This is a genomic window from Actinomyces sp. HMSC065F12 (assembly GCF_001814535.1).
GTDB lineage: Bacteria > Actinomycetota > Actinomycetes > Actinomycetales > Actinomycetaceae > Pauljensenia > Pauljensenia radingae_A.
Map to the genome: position 1 here is coordinate 60,748 of NZ_KV816943.1, position 18,388 is coordinate 79,135.

Annotated in this window: 18 protein-coding genes and 1 tRNA gene; 9 read left to right on the forward strand and 10 right to left on the reverse strand. The window is 60.0% G+C overall.

What is annotated here, in order from left to right:
* Positions 1-201: 201 nt before the first annotated feature.
* From HMPREF2975_RS01305 to HMPREF2975_RS01330, 6 genes are all read right to left on the reverse strand, one after another.
* The gene (locus HMPREF2975_RS01305) at positions 202-588 is read right to left on the reverse strand and encodes an Rv3654c family TadE-like protein (RefSeq protein ID WP_070725286.1); all 387 of its coding nucleotides are present in this window, start codon (positions 586-588) and stop codon (positions 202-204) included.
* On the reverse strand, positions 588-905 hold the full coding sequence (locus HMPREF2975_RS12425; protein WP_070725288.1) for a hypothetical protein: 318 nt from the start codon (positions 903-905) through the stop codon (positions 588-590). Before HMPREF2975_RS12425 ends, HMPREF2975_RS01305 begins: the two co-directional genes overlap by 1 nt.
* 95 nt (positions 906-1,000) lie before the next feature.
* A complete protein-coding gene (locus tag HMPREF2975_RS01315; RefSeq protein ID WP_058237916.1) occupies positions 1,001-1,186 on the reverse strand; it encodes a DUF4244 domain-containing protein in 186 nt (61 codons plus the stop codon).
* 264 nt (positions 1,187-1,450) lie between these two features.
* The gene (locus HMPREF2975_RS01320) at positions 1,451-2,614 is read right to left on the reverse strand and encodes a type II secretion system F family protein (RefSeq protein ID WP_141757239.1); all 1,164 of its coding nucleotides are present in this window, start codon (positions 2,612-2,614) and stop codon (positions 1,451-1,453) included.
* A gap of 86 nt (positions 2,615-2,700) precedes the next feature.
* Positions 2,701-3,846: a TadA family conjugal transfer-associated ATPase gene (locus HMPREF2975_RS01325; RefSeq protein ID WP_117394378.1), complete on the reverse strand. Its 1,146-nt coding sequence runs from the start codon at positions 3,844-3,846 to the stop codon at positions 2,701-2,703.
* On the reverse strand, positions 3,843-4,823 hold the full coding sequence (locus HMPREF2975_RS01330; protein WP_058237474.1) for a hypothetical protein: 981 nt from the start codon (positions 4,821-4,823) through the stop codon (positions 3,843-3,845). Before HMPREF2975_RS01330 ends, HMPREF2975_RS01325 begins: the two co-directional genes overlap by 4 nt.
* Positions 4,824-4,949: 126 nt before the next feature.
* Here HMPREF2975_RS01330 and HMPREF2975_RS01335 point away from each other — a divergent pair, with 126 nt between their 5' ends.
* Entirely contained in the window at positions 4,950-5,753 is an 804-nt protein-coding gene (locus HMPREF2975_RS01335; RefSeq protein WP_070725291.1) for an HAD family hydrolase, read from the forward strand.
* A 14-nt stretch (positions 5,754-5,767) separates the two neighbouring features.
* Here the strand turns inward: HMPREF2975_RS01335 and HMPREF2975_RS01340 are convergent, their stop codons facing one another.
* Positions 5,768-6,607 (reverse strand): hypothetical protein, encoded by an 840-nt coding sequence (locus tag HMPREF2975_RS01340; RefSeq protein ID WP_141757240.1) that lies wholly within the window; start codon positions 6,605-6,607, stop codon positions 5,768-5,770.
* 27 nt (positions 6,608-6,634) lie between these two features.
* On the opposite strand from HMPREF2975_RS01340, the gene HMPREF2975_RS01345 reads away from it, so the two are divergent.
* The 3 genes from HMPREF2975_RS01345 to HMPREF2975_RS01355 all read left to right on the forward strand — a co-directional run bounded on the left by HMPREF2975_RS01345 (position 6,635) and on the right by HMPREF2975_RS01355 (position 9,883).
* Positions 6,635-7,657, forward strand: a complete 1,023-nt coding sequence (locus HMPREF2975_RS01345) for a hypothetical protein (protein WP_141757241.1) — start codon at positions 6,635-6,637, stop codon at positions 7,655-7,657.
* An 85-nt stretch (positions 7,658-7,742) separates the two neighbouring features.
* A complete protein-coding gene (locus tag HMPREF2975_RS01350; protein ID WP_058237478.1) occupies positions 7,743-8,963 on the forward strand; it encodes a Yip1 family protein in 1,221 nt (406 codons plus the stop codon).
* A 5-nt stretch (positions 8,964-8,968) separates the two neighbouring features.
* Positions 8,969-9,883, forward strand: coding sequence for an alpha/beta fold hydrolase (locus HMPREF2975_RS01355; protein ID WP_070725298.1), 915 nt, complete (start codon positions 8,969-8,971; stop codon positions 9,881-9,883).
* Here the strand turns inward: HMPREF2975_RS01355 and nth are convergent.
* Positions 9,866-10,558 (reverse strand): endonuclease III, encoded by a 693-nt coding sequence (nth, locus tag HMPREF2975_RS01360; protein WP_058237480.1) that lies wholly within the window; start codon positions 10,556-10,558, stop codon positions 9,866-9,868. The two genes, HMPREF2975_RS01355 and nth, sit on opposite strands and share 18 nt — an antisense overlap.
* A gap of 148 nt (positions 10,559-10,706) precedes the next feature.
* Between nth and HMPREF2975_RS01365 the strand changes: the two genes are divergently transcribed.
* Positions 10,707-11,387 carry a Crp/Fnr family transcriptional regulator gene (locus tag HMPREF2975_RS01365; protein ID WP_058237481.1) on the forward strand — a complete coding sequence of 227 codons (681 nt, stop codon included), beginning with the start codon at positions 10,707-10,709 and terminating at the stop codon, positions 11,385-11,387.
* Positions 11,388-11,429: 42 nt separating this feature from the next.
* Here the strand turns inward: HMPREF2975_RS01365 and HMPREF2975_RS12190 are convergent, their stop codons facing one another.
* Together HMPREF2975_RS12190 and HMPREF2975_RS01370 are read right to left on the reverse strand one after the other, a co-directional pair.
* The gene (locus HMPREF2975_RS12190) at positions 11,430-11,597 is read right to left on the reverse strand and encodes a Sp36 family protein (RefSeq protein ID WP_074026219.1); all 168 of its coding nucleotides are present in this window, start codon (positions 11,595-11,597) and stop codon (positions 11,430-11,432) included.
* Between the two features lie 33 nt (positions 11,598-11,630).
* Positions 11,631-11,966: a WhiB family transcriptional regulator gene (locus HMPREF2975_RS01370; protein WP_058237482.1), complete on the reverse strand. Its 336-nt coding sequence runs from the start codon at positions 11,964-11,966 to the stop codon at positions 11,631-11,633.
* Positions 11,967-12,215: 249 nt separating this feature from the next.
* Between HMPREF2975_RS01370 and HMPREF2975_RS01375 the strand changes: the two genes are divergently transcribed.
* The 4 genes from HMPREF2975_RS01375 to HMPREF2975_RS01390 all read left to right on the forward strand — a co-directional run bounded on the left by HMPREF2975_RS01375 (position 12,216) and on the right by HMPREF2975_RS01390 (position 18,136).
* Complete coding sequence (locus tag HMPREF2975_RS01375; RefSeq protein WP_070725301.1) at positions 12,216-14,504, forward strand: transglycosylase domain-containing protein; 2,289 nt, start codon at positions 12,216-12,218, stop codon at positions 14,502-14,504.
* Positions 14,505-14,506: 2 nt separating this feature from the next.
* Entirely contained in the window at positions 14,507-15,544 is a 1,038-nt protein-coding gene (locus tag HMPREF2975_RS01380) for a metallophosphoesterase (protein ID WP_083314327.1), read from the forward strand.
* A gap of 188 nt (positions 15,545-15,732) precedes the next feature.
* The gene (locus HMPREF2975_RS01385) at positions 15,733-17,883 is read left to right on the forward strand and encodes an alpha-L-fucosidase (protein WP_141757242.1); all 2,151 of its coding nucleotides are present in this window, start codon (positions 15,733-15,735) and stop codon (positions 17,881-17,883) included.
* A gap of 176 nt (positions 17,884-18,059) precedes the next feature.
* Positions 18,060-18,136, forward strand: a tRNA-Pro gene (locus HMPREF2975_RS01390).
* Positions 18,137-18,388 lie beyond the last annotated feature (252 nt).

Sequence of the window (18,388 nt, forward strand, 5' to 3'; positions counted from 1 at the left end):
ATTTTTCGTCCTCGTATCAGCACGACCGCTGCGCAACGCCGACCGTTTACGTGATCGTTAACGATTGAAGGGTCACAGCGTGCCTTTGCCGTGATTCATCAGGCAAAACCAGGATTGAGCGACGCTCTGCCGCCTCGGGTTAAGCGTTTTTCACCGTGAATCTTCCCGGATTAGGGGACTTCCTCGTGTTAGTCGTCTCGCTCACTGCTTCAGCGTGTCACGCCTGACCGGCCCTGCGCGTGCCCTCGCGCGAATATCCACACTGATCCCCGCAACAAGCACTCTCTGGCTCACCGTCACATAGGTGTCATCTCCGCGCACCTCGCAGCCGGCGTGAGCCCCATTGCGCTCGACGACCTCACTGGCCACCGTGCAGGCATTCATCCCACCTCCGGTCCACTGTGCAACCGCCGACCGATGCCCACCGGCCAGGGCTGCAACGTCAGCCACTGCCTGAAGACGGGTCTGATGCCCGTGCACACTCCCTGCACCAGCAATCACCACACACATCATCACGGTGCATGCGATGACCGCCAGCGCGGAGATGGTGCCTGATCCTTCCTCGTTCCCCCTGTCGCCGTATACCATCAGGGCACCAGCTCGGAAATGGTGGTGATCGTGCACGATGCTGTAGCACCGACCCATCCAGCCGGCGCAGCCACACTGGCGTGCCCGGTGACCGTCATCCATCGCCCTGATTTGTTCGTTGTGACAGTAACGGGCCTGCCGTACGCCTGGGAAACACTGAGAGCTGGATCCTGGCCACCTATGGCTGCTTCATGTGCACCTTGACGAACCGCCGAACACAGTTCAATGCGCGTGTGAGCAATGCTGACGACGCCAAGAACGAACGCCACCACGATCATCACGGCGAAAAGTGAGAGCGCATGTTCGACTGTCACCATGCCGTCCTCGCTATGCCCGCCCGTTTCGCTGCCACCAGCGGGGTGGTCCCGTAAGCACTCCCTGGCACTTACGGGACCACGTGTCGCATGCCTGTTCACAGTGAAAGCGCCTGCTGGATAATGCCCTGAAGCAGGGATTTCACTGCGCCTGACTTGAGAACGACGAGCAGAAGTCCGGCGAAGCCGGCTGCTGCGACCGCCCCGATCGCGTATTCCACGGTTGTGGATCCTTCTTCCGGATCGGCATCATGATCCTCGACATGGTGAGCACGTTGGATCATTGCGTCGTATTGACACCACGTGTCACACGCTGCCTTCGTCGCTGCATCTTCGATGCGTTGGGTGATTGCCATGTTTGTCCTTTCGATCAATAGTGACTGTCCGCCGTTTGACGGTGTGACCACCTTCCGTGACACGCACTGCGATCTCCATCGACTGTGCGCAAATTGTGGAGCAAGAAGCGCCTAGAAGGGCAGCTGTGGATTCAACGCATCTGTAGATGCGCGGTGTGGATAACCAGGGGCTGTCAGGTGCCGACCCGTCAGCTACCACAACCCGCCAAAAGTGTTCGTGCCAATATGCAGCAGGATTGGCACGACGCCCAGGGCGATGAAGGACGGCAGCAGTAACGCCCCCAGCGGGATGACAAGGCGCACCGCCAGGCGTTCAGCCTCACTTTTTGCATGTGCGATGCGCCGTGCCCTGACCTGGCGCGCAGCACGCGTGAGCAACGGCACCGGCGACGTGCCATCGCTCCATGCCGGCTCGAGGACATCAGCCAGCAGCGCGGCGTTGGCTGGATGGGGATTCCACGCATCACCCCACCGTGCCCCCAGGACCAGTTCGCTACCGATCCGTTCCAGTTCCGCGTCATTACCGACGCGGCCCAGCGTGCGCACAATGGAGGGCACTGAGGCACCCGCATTCATTCCCGCGATCGTCAGATCGCACATAGTGGCCGGATCGACGCCCTCGCTTATGTCAATGGTTCGGGTGATCATGCGAGTGGAGACGAGCCGACCAACGATCAGGCACACCGTTCCGATGATGGCGCTGATGGTGCCGATCCCACCGTCACAGAAGCGCTCAAGAGGGTTCGCCCCAATCAGCTGACCCAGCGCAATACCCGCCACAGGCAATGCGGTGAGAATACGTGCCGAGGTCAAGGGGCCAGATCGTGCGATGGCGCGCGCATCTTCGGCGGCTGCAGCTTCATCGATACTGTCAGCCACAATATCCAGTACCTCAGCAAGCGGCGTTCCCAGTTCCTGCGTCAGGCGGCATGCGACACTCAAGGTATGAGCTGAGCGCCGACTGACCCGTTCGCTCACTGTGCTGCGTCGCCGCAGCCGCCCACACGAGGACACTAGGTGGCGCCACGACAACGCGTCTCGCTGCCGCACCAAACCCAGCACATCACGCCGCACATCGCGCCACGAGGGAGCGCGCGCCAGCCTCGCCACGGATCGGGGAACACCGTCCTCGGCAATCCCCTCCCATGAACCCAGGTGCGCAGAGCCAACTCTGTCCCACGCACGCATCCACGCCTCGGCAGTCGGCATACCGGCACGCAGCCGGGCTGCCACCTCGGCCACCAACATCGACAACTGGGAGCTGCTGTCCTGCCCGGCCGGCACGACATTTGACGAGGGAGGCACTGGCTTCTGTGCGCGAACTGCCTTCAATGATTCGTCGAATCTCCAGGCCACGATCACAGCCTGAGCGCGCCAATGTTTGGCGGCCGATATGCCAATCGCCGCGACCAAACAGGCACTCATCAAGCACAGTAGCGCCATCATGGAGCAGCACTTTTCGCGTCCAGATCGATGTGCAGCCGTTCAGCCAGCAGTGGCCAGGCGCGATCAGGGTAGAGCCGGCCATCACGCTCTCTCAGCGCGCATTCACATTCACAGGCAACGCCACCTGCTGTCCGGGTCAGAACACCAATCTGGCTGACCCGCCTTCCATGCGCATCGCGCCTCATCTGAATCACCGCGTCAAATGCGGCCACCGCTTGCGCTGACAGCGCGGCATCCGACAGGCCGGCCAGCGATCCGAGGGCAGCCAGACGTGCCGGAACATCTTCCACCGCGTTGGCGTGGATGGTAGCCATTCCCCCGTCGTGTCCGGTGTTGAGCGCCGTCAACACGTCACGCACTTCGGCGCCTCGACACTCACCGAGAATCAGTCGGTCGGGCCGCATTCGCATCGCAGCGCGCACCAGATCCGACAGGCTCACCGCTCCCGCGCCCTGAACATTGGCCTGCCTTTCCTGCAAGTGGATAACATGCGGGTGACAGGGACGCAATTCCCGTACCTCCTCGATACACACGATCCGTTCGTCATGCGGCACGCTGGACAGCATGGTCGACAGCAATGTGGTCTTACCCGACCCGGTCGCCCCGGATATCAAAATGTTGGCCCGCAGTGCCACCAACTGGGCCATCACGCTCGCGATGGAACCGTCCATCAAAGACTTGCGCACCATCTGCTCCAGCGTCATGGAGTGAGCGCGCGAGGTCCGCAGGGAAATCACCGTTCCTTCATCAGAAACTGGTGAGAGCACCGCGTGCAGGCGCACGCCGCCGGGCAGCGTTCCATCCACAATCGGACTGGCCTCATCCAGTCGTCGTCCGCACGCAGCTGCCATGTGGACCGCGAGCGCCCGAACCTGACTTTCCGACCCCAGCTGCACGTCAACGCGCTCCACCCCCTGCCCGCGATCGATCCAGACACTGGTGGAGTTGACGAGCACATCTGTCACATCGGGGTCCGCCACAAGAGGAGCAAGGTCCGGTCCGAGTCCGCCGGCGCGCGCCACCAGATCGTCAAAATCGGTGGCCAGTTCTCTCACTCCTGCACCCTCGCGAGCATTGTCACGCACCGCCCGGACAGCTGAGTGCCCCTGAGCGAGCGCGCGCCTCATGGTGTGACGGCTCATCGCGCACGCTCCATGCCCGACCTGAGCGCGGCATACATTCGCTTGACGGCAAAACCCCTGGGCATCCCACCTCGAAAAGGACACTGCATGGCCTGAATCGACTGGAAGCCGCACTCGCGGATACTGCCCAACAGTTGCGTCGTCGTCCCGTGCGTCGTGGCAATCACGACGGGCACAGCAGGTGGCGCATAGCGGGATATGCCGGCCATCAGCGTACACACCCCGTCCAGGTCGGCGCGTCCGACCAGGCACAGCGCATCGATTCCACATTGGGAGGCGGTGCGCATTGCGTATTCATCCCACCGTCCCAGATCGACCACAACATGCGCGCGGGAGCTCACGCTGGTGAGCACCCGCACCAGCCTCGTATCTGAACGTGCCGGCCCACCACGGCAGTCAGCCGCGAGGATTTTCACGCCGTCACGCACGGGCAGAGCGTCAATGAGCGTGCCAGTCCATCCGGTCTCGTCTGCGCGCAGGTCACCCCAGTGGATACCGTCAGCGGCCACGTCCTGCGCCGCGCCCACGCCTGGCCCATACTCGGCGGTGTCCACGACGATCACGGGCGGAGGGGGAGCCTGAGGCAGAACCGGCAGCGGGTGCGACCGGATCTGCTGAGCCAGCGCCCGCGCGATTGCCGTCACCCCCACCCCACCTTGCCATCCGGCGCAACCGATGCGTATCAGGTCAGGGGAAAATACCGGTGACGGTTCACATGAGGCGACAATGTCGGCCAGCATCATCTCATCGCCGGGCAGGCGCAGCGATCCGGCAGGGCCGACAACAATGACCGGCACCTGTGCAGACGCACGGACTGACGAGGGTGGCCCATCCGGATCCGAGGTCAGCCACATGTCGCAGGGCAGTCCGTCGCTGGCAACCGTTCCGCCTGCAAGCTCGATGATTTCACATGCGCTGCGCCTGGCACCCTCGTCCAGTCGATCCAGTCCGACGCGCACGTTCCACTGTGTACTCATGCCGTCACTTCATCTCACGTGGCTTCCCTCGTCCACCTCGCTCAGTCAACCTGTGGAAGACTGGAGAGAGACACCACCCTGTGGATAACGCGCGCAGTTTTTCGACTCGACGATCAGGAGACCCGCATGAAGCGATCACAGCCACGCTCAAGGTCCGCTGCCTTTTTCGACCTCGACAAGACAATCCTGGCCACGTCAACCTCCGTGGCGCTGCGCGCTCCCCTGCGTGAGGCCGGCCTTCTGACCCGGCGCGGCGCACTGCTGGGTCTGCTCATCCAACTGCCCTACCTGATCAAGGGCGCTGACGAGCAGGCGACAGAGAAAATGCGCGAATCACTGGGTGAAATCGCTGCCGGATGGGACGGAGTCTACCTGGAGTCCACCGTGAAGGATGCGTTGAGCAGGTCAATTGACCCGGTGTGCTTCGTGGAGGCGCTGGAAGAAATCGCCATTCACCGCGCGGCTGGTCGGCGCATTGTCATCGCCTCAGCCTCGATTGAAGAAATGGTGCGCCCGGTTGCTCACATGCTGGGTGCTGACGCGTCGATCGGTTCCTACGCGCAGCGCAATGAGGACGGGACGTTCACCGGCGTGATTTCGCGTTTCAACTACGCCGATGAGAAGGCGCGCGCCTGCATCGACATGGCACAGCGCAACGGGTGGGATCTGGGGGAGTGCTTCGCGTATTCAGATTCCATCACTGATGTGCCGTTACTGGAGGCAGTGGGGCACCCCGTCGTCATCAACCCTGACCGTCAGCTGCGTGAAATCGCTCAGGAACGCGACTGGCCGATTCGCAGTTTCACGCACACGGTTCAGGTCCGCACCTCGCCGGCTCGACTCATTGTGCCGGGCATGATTGCCGCTTGCTCTGCTGCAGGCGCGGCGTGGTCGTTTTACCGCGCGTATACCAGTTTGCGCGGCAAGTAGCCCGCCCTCGTTTCCTATTGCCGAGGGTGGCCTGCCTGGACACTGAGCGCAATATCCAGGGCATCGTCGACACCGGCGATCAGTGATGACAGGAAGAATGCGAGCACGTCGTGCGCGTAGGAGTGATCGGGCGCTGCCCAGCCGGACACAATGCGCGCAACGCGCTGAGGGTCTGTGGCGCTCAGCTCGCTCACAGTCACGACCCCTGTCGGGTCCGTTCCGCGCACGGTCAGAATCCATCGCGCCACAGCCGCCCCCACGGAGCGTGAACCTGGTTCGAACAGTGGATGAGCTGCACAGTCGGCCCATACTGCGGCTGCACTCACCACAGCAGGCACATCACAGGTGACATGCGACAAAACGTGAGCGAGACGCCGAGGCGAGGCAGGAACGGCAATTCGGGAACGTTCAACGTAGCCTGAGGTAGCAAGAAGTGACGTGATGTCGCGGTGCAGTCCGGCGACCAGGTTCGGCAAAGCGGGCTGCGATGCAGGCCTGGTGGTGGGCGTGCGGTTCAGGGGCGGCATGAGCGTCATGACGTGCCATTGGCTGCGCCAGATCCCCAGCGCGAACTGTTCACCTGTGGTCAGGGTGCCGGCTTCGTGTGGCCCCTCGCGCATCGTGAGGTCACGCAGATCGCTGGTGCTGATCGGTGAGCCTTCCCAGCGAGAAAGATAGGCAGCTTCATAGATGTTGGTCAGGGCGCGTACTTCCTGCCACCGGCGGCGCAAACTATGATGGAAACGGACGCGCGTCAATGCGCTGTCACATTGTTCGCGCAGCGCGCAGATATCTGGGGTCTGCCACGCTTGAAGCAGGAGGCGCATGCGCACAATGTGATCGGATTCTTCCACGTGGTGAGTTTATCGGGTGAGGTGAACGTGAGCGAGACGAAAGTGGCACAGACTGGGGTCAGGTCGATCCCTCGGGCCACGCTGTCACAGCACCTGCGTTCAGCGGTTTTCTCAGCGGTTTTTTCACCTGTCGCGCTGATCATCATGGGATTTGCGGTCGCTGACACTCAGGCCGCCACCGCGCAGGGACAGCCATTGTCATCGTCCGAGGGCACCGTCGGTATCGTCATTACGACCCTGTTGCTGGCACTCGTGGCTGCCAACTCTGATGAGTCCTCAGCCGGCCTTGCCGTCACCACTGTCAGTGCGGTAATTGTCGGAGTGGGCCAGCTGACCGGCGCGTTGCGCGCTCCCCTGTGGATGGGAATCGCTATGAGCGAGGCGGACTCACTGACATCGATGCGGTGGAGTCTGTATCCAATATGCGTGGTCTTCATCTGCCTGGGGGCGACGGTGGCAACCATTGCCACGCGGCGGTGGACGGTTCACGCCACGCTGAGGGAACTGGAGCAGGCCAGTGCCGAGAGTTCTCAGGGAGGGTCCTCCCGCGTGCGTCCCTTCAACGGGCAATTCCACAATGCGCGCAACCGGACGTGGGTCGCGGTCTTTTCCTGTGTTGCCCTGATTCTCGGGTGCATCATGATGATGGTTGCCGCGCCCGAGGAATCACTGCGCGTAGCGTCACAGGGGTTGGAGGGGCTGATGGCAGAAAACACGTTCCGACCAGTTCCGGCGCTGATCTGCGCCTTGTGTTTCGGCCTGGTGGCGTGGATTTCGCAGTGGTCAACGTCCGGACCCATTGTGGCGTCCTCAGTTCTGGTGGTCATACCGTTTTCGTTCCTCATCCCATTGTGGTCAAGCCTTACCGGCGCGGTGGTCACACCGCATTCCCTCGCCACGACGCAGATTTCTCTGGCTGCGCCGGTGCTGTCCGCGCTGGGGTTACTGCTTCCCGCACTGGTCATGGGTCCGCTGCTGACGCGCCGCCATGTTCGCGCACAGGTGTTGCGGGCAACTGGGCACCGCCACGGTTTTGTGGATGAGATGTAACACGATCAGAATCGGCCGTTTCGGCACGCCCATCGCAAGATCGGGCAGTTCTCACGCTACATTAAAGGTCTAAGGAGGTAGCACCATGTCTGATCAGGAACTCCACGACCGCCGCCCGGAAGGTGAAGTGGGAGACGATGAACTCATCGTCGATGAGAGCCCGACTTTCGAGGGCGCAAGCGGATCAACGGCTGCGCCGATGGCACCGCGCCCCGAAGAAACTGACGAAATCGCTGAATCAGCTGCCAGCGATGAGATTCTCACGGGCGAAGAAGTGACCTTGAGCAGGCATGAGGGCGACACGGAAAACATCATTGGAGCGCCTGGCAGTGCTGCCGATGACACCTCGGCCGTCGATCCTGTGCCCTCCACTTCCGAACCACGCATCCCCTCCCCCGTCGATCCTGTTGATGACGAGGGCGACGCACCTGACCTGGATGAGGATGAACCTCGCGACCGCATCTCCCCGCCTGAGCGTGATGATTTGCCGGCACCAGCTCCGCGCGACGTCCTCGAGAATCGCCATGACCGCGATGAGGACGAAACAGCCACAGATGAAGATGAGCTGGAGCGCACCGCAGTGCACCGCCGTTCCCTCGTCTCTCCGCCGGAGGAAGCAGATCCGGCAGATGAGAACGAGGCAAACTGGCATCCTCGCGCTGAACCGGTTCCGGTGCACGTGGAAGGCACCCCGAGTTCCCTCGATGACGCCATCTTTGAAGGCACGACACTGTCGCCCGAGATTCCGTCTCGCGCTGGATCGCACTGGTGGAGCTTCTTCGCATTCTTGATCTTCCTGCCCATCGCATGGTTCCTCGCAGCTGATGCCGGGGCGCGCATGACACTTGCTGACGGGTCTGCGTTCTCGACGGGGGCAGTGAACCTGGCAGCTATTGCCGAACTGGTGGGCGCTCTGGTGATTGTTGTCCTGCTGGGGGTGACGGTTGCGCGCTCCTCGCTGGGTGGCTTCGTCATGGGTATCCTCACCTTCCTGTCCGGACTTGTTCCGATCGTCATTCCGGGGATTTTCTCGCAGCTCATTCAGCCTGCTGTTCAGTGGCTGAACTCGTGGAACGCATTCGGCATGAATCTTGCTCACCACTTCCAGGCCTCCGCATTTTCCGGACGCTTCGCACTCCTGGGCCTGATCGTGCTGGTAGGCGCGTGGGTCTCTCACTGGGTACGTCGCCGTGGCCGCTCGGAGGAAGCTCTGCGCGCTGAGGTGGAAAAGATCAATCCTGAAGGTGCCTTCTTCTCATGGCGAGCCCGCCGCCGCGCGGCCAAGGCTCGCGATGAGGGCCGCTGAATCACATGGATGCAGATCTTTCTCTTCGGGAGGTTCTGGAAGAGCCCGGTCCGTGGCAGCATCGTCACGTCAACGCTGGCGGCGCGACCTTCCATGTTGTCGATGCCGGCCCGTTGGAATGTGACCACGCCGTTGTTCTGCTGCACGAATTCCCTTTGTTCTGGCGTTCCTGGCGGCATGTTATTCCCTCCCTGGCTGATCAGGGGCATCGTGTGATCGCAGTTGATCAGCGCGGTTTCGGCGCCTCCGACCTGCAGGCCGACAAGGTGGATCTGCTGCAACTGTCCCATGACGTCACCGCCATCATGTCAGCAATGGGTATTTCCCACTTCACAGTGGTCGGCGCAGGCATGGGCGGTGCTGTTGCATGGATGCTGGGAGCTACCAATCCGGTTGCGTTGCGCGCGGTGATGACGCTGGCGGCGCCGCACCCACTGGAACGTCCCCTGTGGCCCACACTGCTTCCTCTGTGGCGCGGGCGTCTGCTCGCCCTGCGCATGGATATTCCCTGGCGGCGCGTCACCTTGCTCAAATCCGGCAAACTCATCGATTCAATGATCCGTTCGTGGGCGGCGCCCTCACATCGCGAACAGATGCTGGCCGACGCACAACCCTATCGACGCGCAATGGCTCGCGCGTTCGCCGCCTCCGCGACCACTGACTCATTTTCCAGCACGCGATTCCTGTCCATCGCCTCGCGCAAGGCGCTGGCCGACCCCGTGCAGGTTCCGACTCTGAGCGTGCACTGCGCAGAAGATTCATCACTGTCGGCTACAGATTTTGCGCGCGATTCACACCATGTGACCTATCCGCTGCACACCACAATGCTGCCCGCAGTAGGGCACTTCGCCCCCGAAGAAGCACCCGAGCGTGTCACGACCCTGATCAGCGATTTCCTGGCTTCACTGCCCACCACCTGACCAGGGCACTACACCGACTTTCGGGCAGCGATCCACCACCGGACACTCATCGCATCGAGGCCCCTGGGCAGTGCACACTGAGCGACCATGTGCGATCAGAACATGTGACAGTTTCGTCCAGTTCACGCCTGCCAGCAGTGTTGTCACGTCCTTTTCGACGCGCGTCACGCTGGTCGCCCTCGTCCATCCCAAACGGCGAGACAGGCGGCCGACATGTGTATCAACTGTCAGTGCGCGCGCTCCGAAACACACTCCCATCACGACGTTGGCCGTCTTATGCCCGACCCCGGGGAGTTTTTCCAACTCCTTGTTGGACTGCGGAACCTCACCACCGAATTCAGTGCACAGCGCCTGAGCGGTCGCAATGATCTGCCCGGATCGTCGGTGCTGGAAACCCAACGGCCGCACGATCTGCTCGACCGTATCGCGCCGCGCCTGAGCAAGGTCCAGAGCTGTTGGAAATTCCCCGAAGAGCGCCGGCGTGATGCGGTTGACCCGCTCATCGGTTGTCTGCGCCGACAGCATTGTCGCAATGAGCAGCTGGAACGGCGTCGAACAATCTAATGTGCATGTGGCGTCCGGATAGGCGTTCATCAGCTGACGCGCAAGTGCCTCGGCAGCTTCAGAACCCGCATTGACAAGCCCAGATGTGTCGTGTTCTGTTGGAATCGTCACGTATGAATAATAATATTGACTGTTGTTGCCATACACTCCGGCCAAAACGCCGTGGTGATTGTCACGATTACGACACAATGGAAGATGAAACGCTGCGAGCAGCCTCGCGCGATTCGACATAGACGACAGGAACGGAGTTTGGTCTCACATGTTTGTTGATGACATTATCAATCAGGTTCCCCTCTTCGACGGGCTCGACGAGGCGCAGAAGAACTTCTTGCAGTCCAAGATGGGACGCACCGCATTGCGTCGCGGCGAAACTCTCTTTGACGAGGGCGACCTTGGCGATCGCCTCTACATCATCACCGAAGGCAAGATCAAGCTGGGTCACACCAGCAACGACGGGCGCGAATCACTGCTCGCCGTGCTCGGACCGGGCGAAATTATCGGTGAACTGACGCTCTTCGATCCAGGCCCGCGCTCCACGGACGCTACCGCAGTGTCCCCGGCGACCCTGCTCTACCTTGAGCACGAAGACCTCATGGAAATCCTTGACACGAACCCGACGCTGGCCAAGCACATGCTCAAGGCACTTGCCCAGCGTCTGCGCCGCACGAACGAGTCCATGTCTGACCTGGTCTTCTCAGATGTTCCAGGCCGTGTCGCCAAGGCGCTGCTTGACCTGGCCGACCGTTTCGGCGCGCCCACCGACGAAGGCGTTCACGTGCCTCATGACCTGACTCAGGAAGAGCTTGCTCAGCTGGTTGGCGCGTCGCGCGAAACCGTCAACAAGTCACTGGCTGACTTCGTCTCCCGCGGCTGGATCCGCCTTGAGGGTCGCGCAGTGACGCTGCTGGATGTTGACCGTCTGGCTCGTCGCGCACGCTGAAGACGTCAAAAAAGTGGGGCGGTCGCTGACCGCCCCACTTTTTTATGCCTGTTTTTCTATCGGCCGCTTCAGGTAGGCGACCAGATTATCGGAACCCGTCGGCCCGGGGATGACGGTGACAAGTTCCCACCCGTCAGCACCCCATTGATCCAGGATTGCTTTTGTGGCATGTGTAAGCAACGGAATCGTTGCGTATTCCCATGTGGTCATGTCACTAGCCTAACTGTTTGATACCGATGCTTCCTAGCGGCGCACGTGGGCCAGAACTTTCGGGATCCGCGGTGTACGTAGTTCACACGCCAAAGCGTCCTGAGATTCGTTGAGCCACTGCCACCAATCCTCCACGTCGTCGTAGTGACGCAGCATAGCTCGCCGTTCACGTTCAGTCAGTCCACCCCACACGCCGAAGTTAGCTTCTGACTGCAACGCATCTGCCAGACATTCCAGGCGCACTTCGCATGCCATGCATTTGACTCGTACCTGGCGTTGGGAAGCTCCCTGCACAAACAGTGCGTCCGGTTCTTCCGTCGCACACAGCGCGCGGGCGGCCCATGTCTGATCCTGATCGATACTGCTCATTCCTTGTTCTCCAGTCCATGATCATCCTTGACCATCACTACTGTGACCATACACACATCTGACTCATTCAAGCAACACGAGATCATCAATAGTGTGAAATATCCTCCTCACAGGATGCATAACAGGCGCCCGCGGCCTCCCTCGTCAATCATCGACGAGGGTGACGCCAGCAGCCTCAATTTGACGAATTCCTCATACCTCAGGCACTTCCCCTCCCCTAATACACGTGGACACACGTATCCTTAACCTATGTCGAAGCCACAGACTCGAACTCGTTCAGTCACGCCAGTCCAGCTGGTGGCGCTCCTGCTCGCCTTCATCTGCATCTCTGCACTGCTGGGCGTCCTGGGTGCCGGTATCGCGGTGCCTGCCGTGGGATCACTGGGGGTGGCCGCCAAAGCCTCACCATCGATTCTCGAGGGGCTGCCCGAAGATATCGAGATCGTTGCACCGGCTGAAGAGTCGACGATGCTCGACGCCAACAATCAGACGATCGCCAAGTTCTACGACAAGCGCCGTATCGTCGTGCCGTCCGACAAGATTTCCGAAGAGATGAAGCAGGCGATTGTCGCTATTGAGGACAAGCGATTCTTCACCCATCACGGCGTGGACCCGGACGGCATTATGCGCGCCGTTGTGCGTAACTTCTCCGACGATGACGGCATGCAGGGTGCATCGACCATCACGCAGCAGTACGTGCGTAACTCGCTGGTGGAGAAAGGCCTTCTGGAAGGCGACCCTGAACAGATTCACGATGCGACGGTGAGTACACCTGAGCGCAAGCTGCGTGAAATGAAGTACGCGATGAGTCTGGAGCGCCAGATGTCCAAGGATGACATCCTGACCGGCTACCTGAATATCGCACCATTCGGCCCCACCACCTATGGCGTTGAAGCCGCTGCTGACCTGTACTTTTCCTCCCACGCATCCGAGTTGACCATGCCGCAGTCGGCGTTGCTGGCGGGCCTGGTGCAGTCCCCGGTCTCCTACAATCCGCTGGTTCACCCCGATGCCGCTCAGGAACGACGTGACATCGTCCTTTCCGTCATGCTCGATCAGGGCATCATTACTCAGCAGGAACACGACGAGGCGGTGGCCACACCTGTTCCCGACATGCTCAACCCGAACGAGCGCCCCCAGGGCTGTGCCGGCGCGGCGACGGGTATGGAGTACTTCTGCGAGTTCGCCAAGCAGCAGTTCCTCGACGATGCAATATTCGGTGAGACCCGCATCGAACGTGAACGCCTGCTGAAGACCGGCGGTATCACGATTCGCACCACGATTGACGCGAATAAGCAGAAAGCTGCGCTGGACGTTGTCAACGGAGCATTGCCACCGGGTAACGGAGTCGACGCCGCGATCGCGTCGGTGGAGCCGTCCAACGGCCACATCGTCGCGATGGCTCAAAATACGCACTTCGGCGCACCCAACGAATCTGATCCAGCAATGACGCAGGTGAACTATTCGGCGGACTCAAACTTTGACGTCGGATCAACCTTCAAGGTATTCACTCTGATTCAGTGGTTCAAGGAAGGTCACGGCGCTTATGAAAGTGTTGGCCGGGGTAACCGCACTTACACGCCGGGTGATTTCCATTGCAACGGCGCCGCGATCGGTGGCTTCGAGCCGTGGACGGTGGGCGACCTGCCCGGCAAGGACGGCTCCCACACGGTCTTGCGCGCCACAGAGATGTCTGTCAACCAGGCATTTGTTAACATGGCGAGCCGCCTCGATTTGTGTGAGATTTTCCAGCGCGCAGCTGACCTGGGCATTAAGGACCCCAATACGGGTGAAGCGCCGGCCGCCCTCCCGTCCAACATCATTGGTTCGACCGGCGCATCGCCACTCGCGATGGCTTCGGCGTACGGCACGCTGGCCAACGGTGGCTCGCAGTGCCCACCGACGGCGCTCCTGTCCGTTTCTGACCGCTCAGAGAATGTCCTGAAGGAATTCAAGCCGTCGTGTCATCAGGTCTTGGATCAGGAAGTGGCTGATAAGGTTGCGACGCTTCTGGGCAAGTCAGCTGCTGAATGGTACGGCCCGCAGGAAGGTATTTACCTGGAGGGTGGCCGCCCGTTTGCCGCAAAGACCGGTACGACTGACTCGAACTCGAACACATGGACCGTTGGCTTCACACCGCAGCTCGCCACCGCCGCGTGGATGGGTCATGCGAACGCATCATCCCAGCAGGTCTCCGATGTGACGGTGGCCGGACGCTACTACTCGGTTCCTTATGGTTCCACGGTTGGCCTGCACCTGTGGATGCCGTACATGAACCTTGCTCTTCAGGGTGCGGAAGTCCAGCCCCTGCCGAACGCCAACCTGAATGGCACACGTCAGGTTCAGAACAACGCCAACTCGAACAACCAGAACCAGAATCGCGACAGGAACGCAGGTAACAACGCGAACTCCTCGTCCACTAGTTTGTCCACCGACGGCCAGGTTGACCTCAGTAATATTGATCTTGACAGTTTGAATCTGAAGCCCGGCGAAAGCATCGAGCTTCCTGACGGCACGATTATTGAGCGAGAGAGATAACGATGAGTGAGTTCAACGCGCGCCAGTCGTTGGCTGCGACGGATCCTCGCATCTTGCTCAATGCGTCCCGTCAGCCATCAGTTCTGCCACCCCGCCTGATCGCAGCGGGCCGCGCGTTGGGCCTGGCCACTGCGACGGTGGCGGGTCTGGGGGTCGCTTCGCTTGCCTGGGGTCAGTGCGAGCGACGATGCCCGACGGTACGGCACTTCTCGATTCCAGTGCCTGCACTGCGCCAGGGCGAAGAGCTGCGCATCCTGCACATCTCCGACCTCCACCTGTATTCCGGTCAGGACTTCCTCGTCGATTTTCTTGACCACGTGGCCCGAACCGAGGATTTCGACATGGTGATGTCGACGGGCGACAACTTCGGCAATGCGACGGGAGCTTCGCTTCTGCGTGAGGCCTACCGGCCGCTGTTGGCTTACCCCGGAGTGTTCGTGCTGGGTTCCAATGACTATTACACGTCGTCGACGTTCCGCCCCTGGACGCACTATCTGCGCCGCGATGCGCACGCCACTCACGACACGTCCCGCCTGGCGCGTCTGCCGTGGCGCAATTTCGTTCAGGAATTGACGAGGGCGTCCTGGGTTGACCTGTCGAATCGGTACGATCAGCTGACGGTGCGCATGGCGCACGGCGACCGGTCGGTGGCGGTCAATCTGGCAGGTGTTGACGATCCTCACCTTGAACGCGACCGCATGCCGAAGCTGCCGGAAAGATGGGATGATTCGGACACCATCCGCATCGGTGTCACTCACGCACCGTATCGCAGGGTCCTCGATGCGTTCGTTGATCGAGGTGTGGATCTGATCTGCGCGGGACATACTCACGGCGGACAGATCGGGCTGCCCGTGTGGGGGGCGTTGGTGACGAACTGCGACCTGCCGCCGCGCTACGCCAAGGGTGTGCACAGGTGGACCCATACAAGCGGCTCGGCTCCGCTGCATGTCAGTGCCGGTCTGGGAACCTCCCCGATGGCGCCGGTTCGTATCGCCACGCGCCCCGAGGTGTCGATTCTGCGTCTGGTTGGCGCGAACTGAAATCGGTTGACATCACCTTGAGCCGCATTATGTGTGGGGGGGACTTAGATCCTTATTCCTTTTGTTTTAATTTTGTTTCTTGCAATAAATTAACTCTTTATTTTGGTTAATACCGAAACAGTAGAAGAAAAGTAATTCTTTCGAGTAGCGTAGTCGGCGACAATGTTGTCACACTATTAGGAGATCACGTGAGAAAGCTACATTTTCTTGCATCTTCAGCGTTAACTCTGGGCCTCATAACTTCTATGACAGGTCTAGCCTTCGCTGAACCGTCTGCCGATCTGGCACCCGCGAACCCATCTCCCGTGGTAGGCGTGGATGCAGCAATTCCCTACACTGAATCGGAGCGCGCCCAAAACTGGGAAAAGCTGAAGTTCGGAATGTTTATCCACTGGGGCGTTTATTCGAACTTCGGTGGATATTACAAAGGTCAACGCCAGCCCCTAGGGTATCCGGAACAGATTAAAGCCTGGTCGAAAATCAGCGACGAAGATTATCTTGCTGAAGCAGCACAAATGAATGCGCCTGAATTTGATGCCCATGAATGGTGTCAAAATGCTAAAGACGCTGGAATGAAATATCTGGTTATCACATCAAAGCACCATGATGGTTTTGCAATGTGGGATACCGCAACAACTGACTATAACGTCATTGATAAGACCGATATGGGTCTCGACCCTCTGGAAGAACTGTCGACTGCTTGCGCCGATGTCGGTTTGAAGTTCGGCGTGTATTTCTCGATTATCGACTGGACTAAGCACGAAGCTGAGCCCTACTCGAACATGAACAAGATCCCCGAAAGCATGATGCCCTACATCAAGTCTCAGCTCACTGAGCTGATGACGAAGTACGGCGAAATCGCTGAGGTCTGGTTCGATATGGGCGCCCCCACTGCCGACCAGTCAGAGCGAATGGCCAACTGGGTGCATGAACTGCAGCCTAACGCCATGGTCAGCTCACGCGTGTGGAACAACAAGGGTGACTTCGAAGTCGGTGGCGATAACGCGGTCTTCAGCCAGAAACGCCAGGCACCGTGGGAAGCTGCCCGTTCAACGTTCCCCACGTGCTGGGGATACTGCAAGTGGCCTGAAATAGAAAACAAGCGGCAGAATCCCGCTCAGCTGACCTACCAGATTCAGCACGAAGTCAACAACCTGTTCACAACAGTCGCCAACGGTGGCCAGTACCTTCTGAATATTGGCCCCAAGGGCACCGGCGAAATGGATCCATTCGAGGTCAACATCCTCAAGGGTGTGGGGGAATGGAACAAGGCTCACCCCGCCATTCTCAACGGCTCACGCTACGCCCGTTTCCCACAGGAAAACTGGGGATATGCGGTCGTCAACGACAATGCGGTGTACCTGGGTGTCACCGACGGCTGGGCTCCTGACAAGACCATCCAGTTGCGCGGCCTTTCCTCCACGGTCAAGTCTGTGACAATTGACGGAACGGATACGGAACTTCCGTTCACGCATGAGGGAACCACACTGACAGTCACACTCAAGGGCAATTCCCCTGACGCGAACCTGCCGGTGATCAAGGTTGAAACAGAAGGCAAGCCACTGTACCTGTCGGAGAAGACTGTCACGTCAGATAACGGCACCTTCACCGCAACTGAAGAGAACGCAGAAAGCATGCCGAGCACCCTTGGATACTCAGGGGACGTGTCCCACACCGTGTACCTGACTGCCAAGGACAATGCGGTGATGGATGCCACGGCAACTGTCACGTCCAATGCCCTGAAAGACCAGACGATGTACGCCCTCACTGTCGGGGACACGCGGATGGAAGTGACAGGCGCGCAGCTCAAAGCTGGCGTGGAGATTGGAGCTCTGGCGGCCAATACCGCAACGCCGGTCATGCTGTCACTTGCCAATCCTCCTTACTACGCCACACCGCTGGGAATCGACACATTCCAGATGGACGTGAAAGGCACTGTCACCAAAGTCGTGACCCCCGAGGCGCCAACAGTGGTTCCCGCCGACAAGTGCGGCGTTGAGCAAACGGTGAAGCTTCCAACCCAGGAAGGCGTCACCTACACCACGGAAAAGACCAACTCAACGGTTCACGTCACAGCTTCAGTGGCCAAGGACTACATGGTTAAAGACGGCGCAACCGTGGAATGGGACCTGTCGGTGGCTGCGCAGCCATGCCCTGTCACCCCAGCCAAGCCGGTCACTCCAGGCAAAGTCGAACAGTCCAAGAAGAGCGCGGACGGTAAGTACATCGTCGCCAAGGGAATTGCTCGCACCGGTGCGAACAACCTGACTGGCCTCATTGCGCTCAGCTTCATCGTCGGCGCAACCGCACTCACGGTTGTGTCCCGGAAACGGAGGTGACCTGAACTAACTGCCATCCCTCGCGGGTGAGGTTTCCAGCCGTGTCAACAGCCAGAAGCCTCACCCGCTTCTCCCTTTCATCAGCGCCACGCAAAGGGTGTGACCGAAACTGCAGCGTATTTGCTCTCTTATTTTTGTGTACTCAGCATCGGCATCGCTATACTTGAACGGTCGCACGGGGTGTGGCGCAGCTTGGTAGCGCGCTTCGTTCGGGACGAAGAGGTCGTGGGTTCAAATCCCGCCACCCCGACCATTGTGATGTGTCGGGACATCGTTGACAGTTTGTTGCGGTGTCCCGATCTTTCTGTATACGGCCGCCTTTCAGTACACTGCCGGCGTTTCCACATCTTGCTGGCCTTTCTGCATCTCACCGCCTTTTTGGGGTTAATGCCCGAAATGTGTGTATGGGGTGGGCGTGTCGCGGGGTGTTTAGTGTCCGGCCCAGCCTTTTTGGGTGTGTCCTGACCGCAAATCCTTCGGGCGGGGATGCCACTGCTGTCCTGCC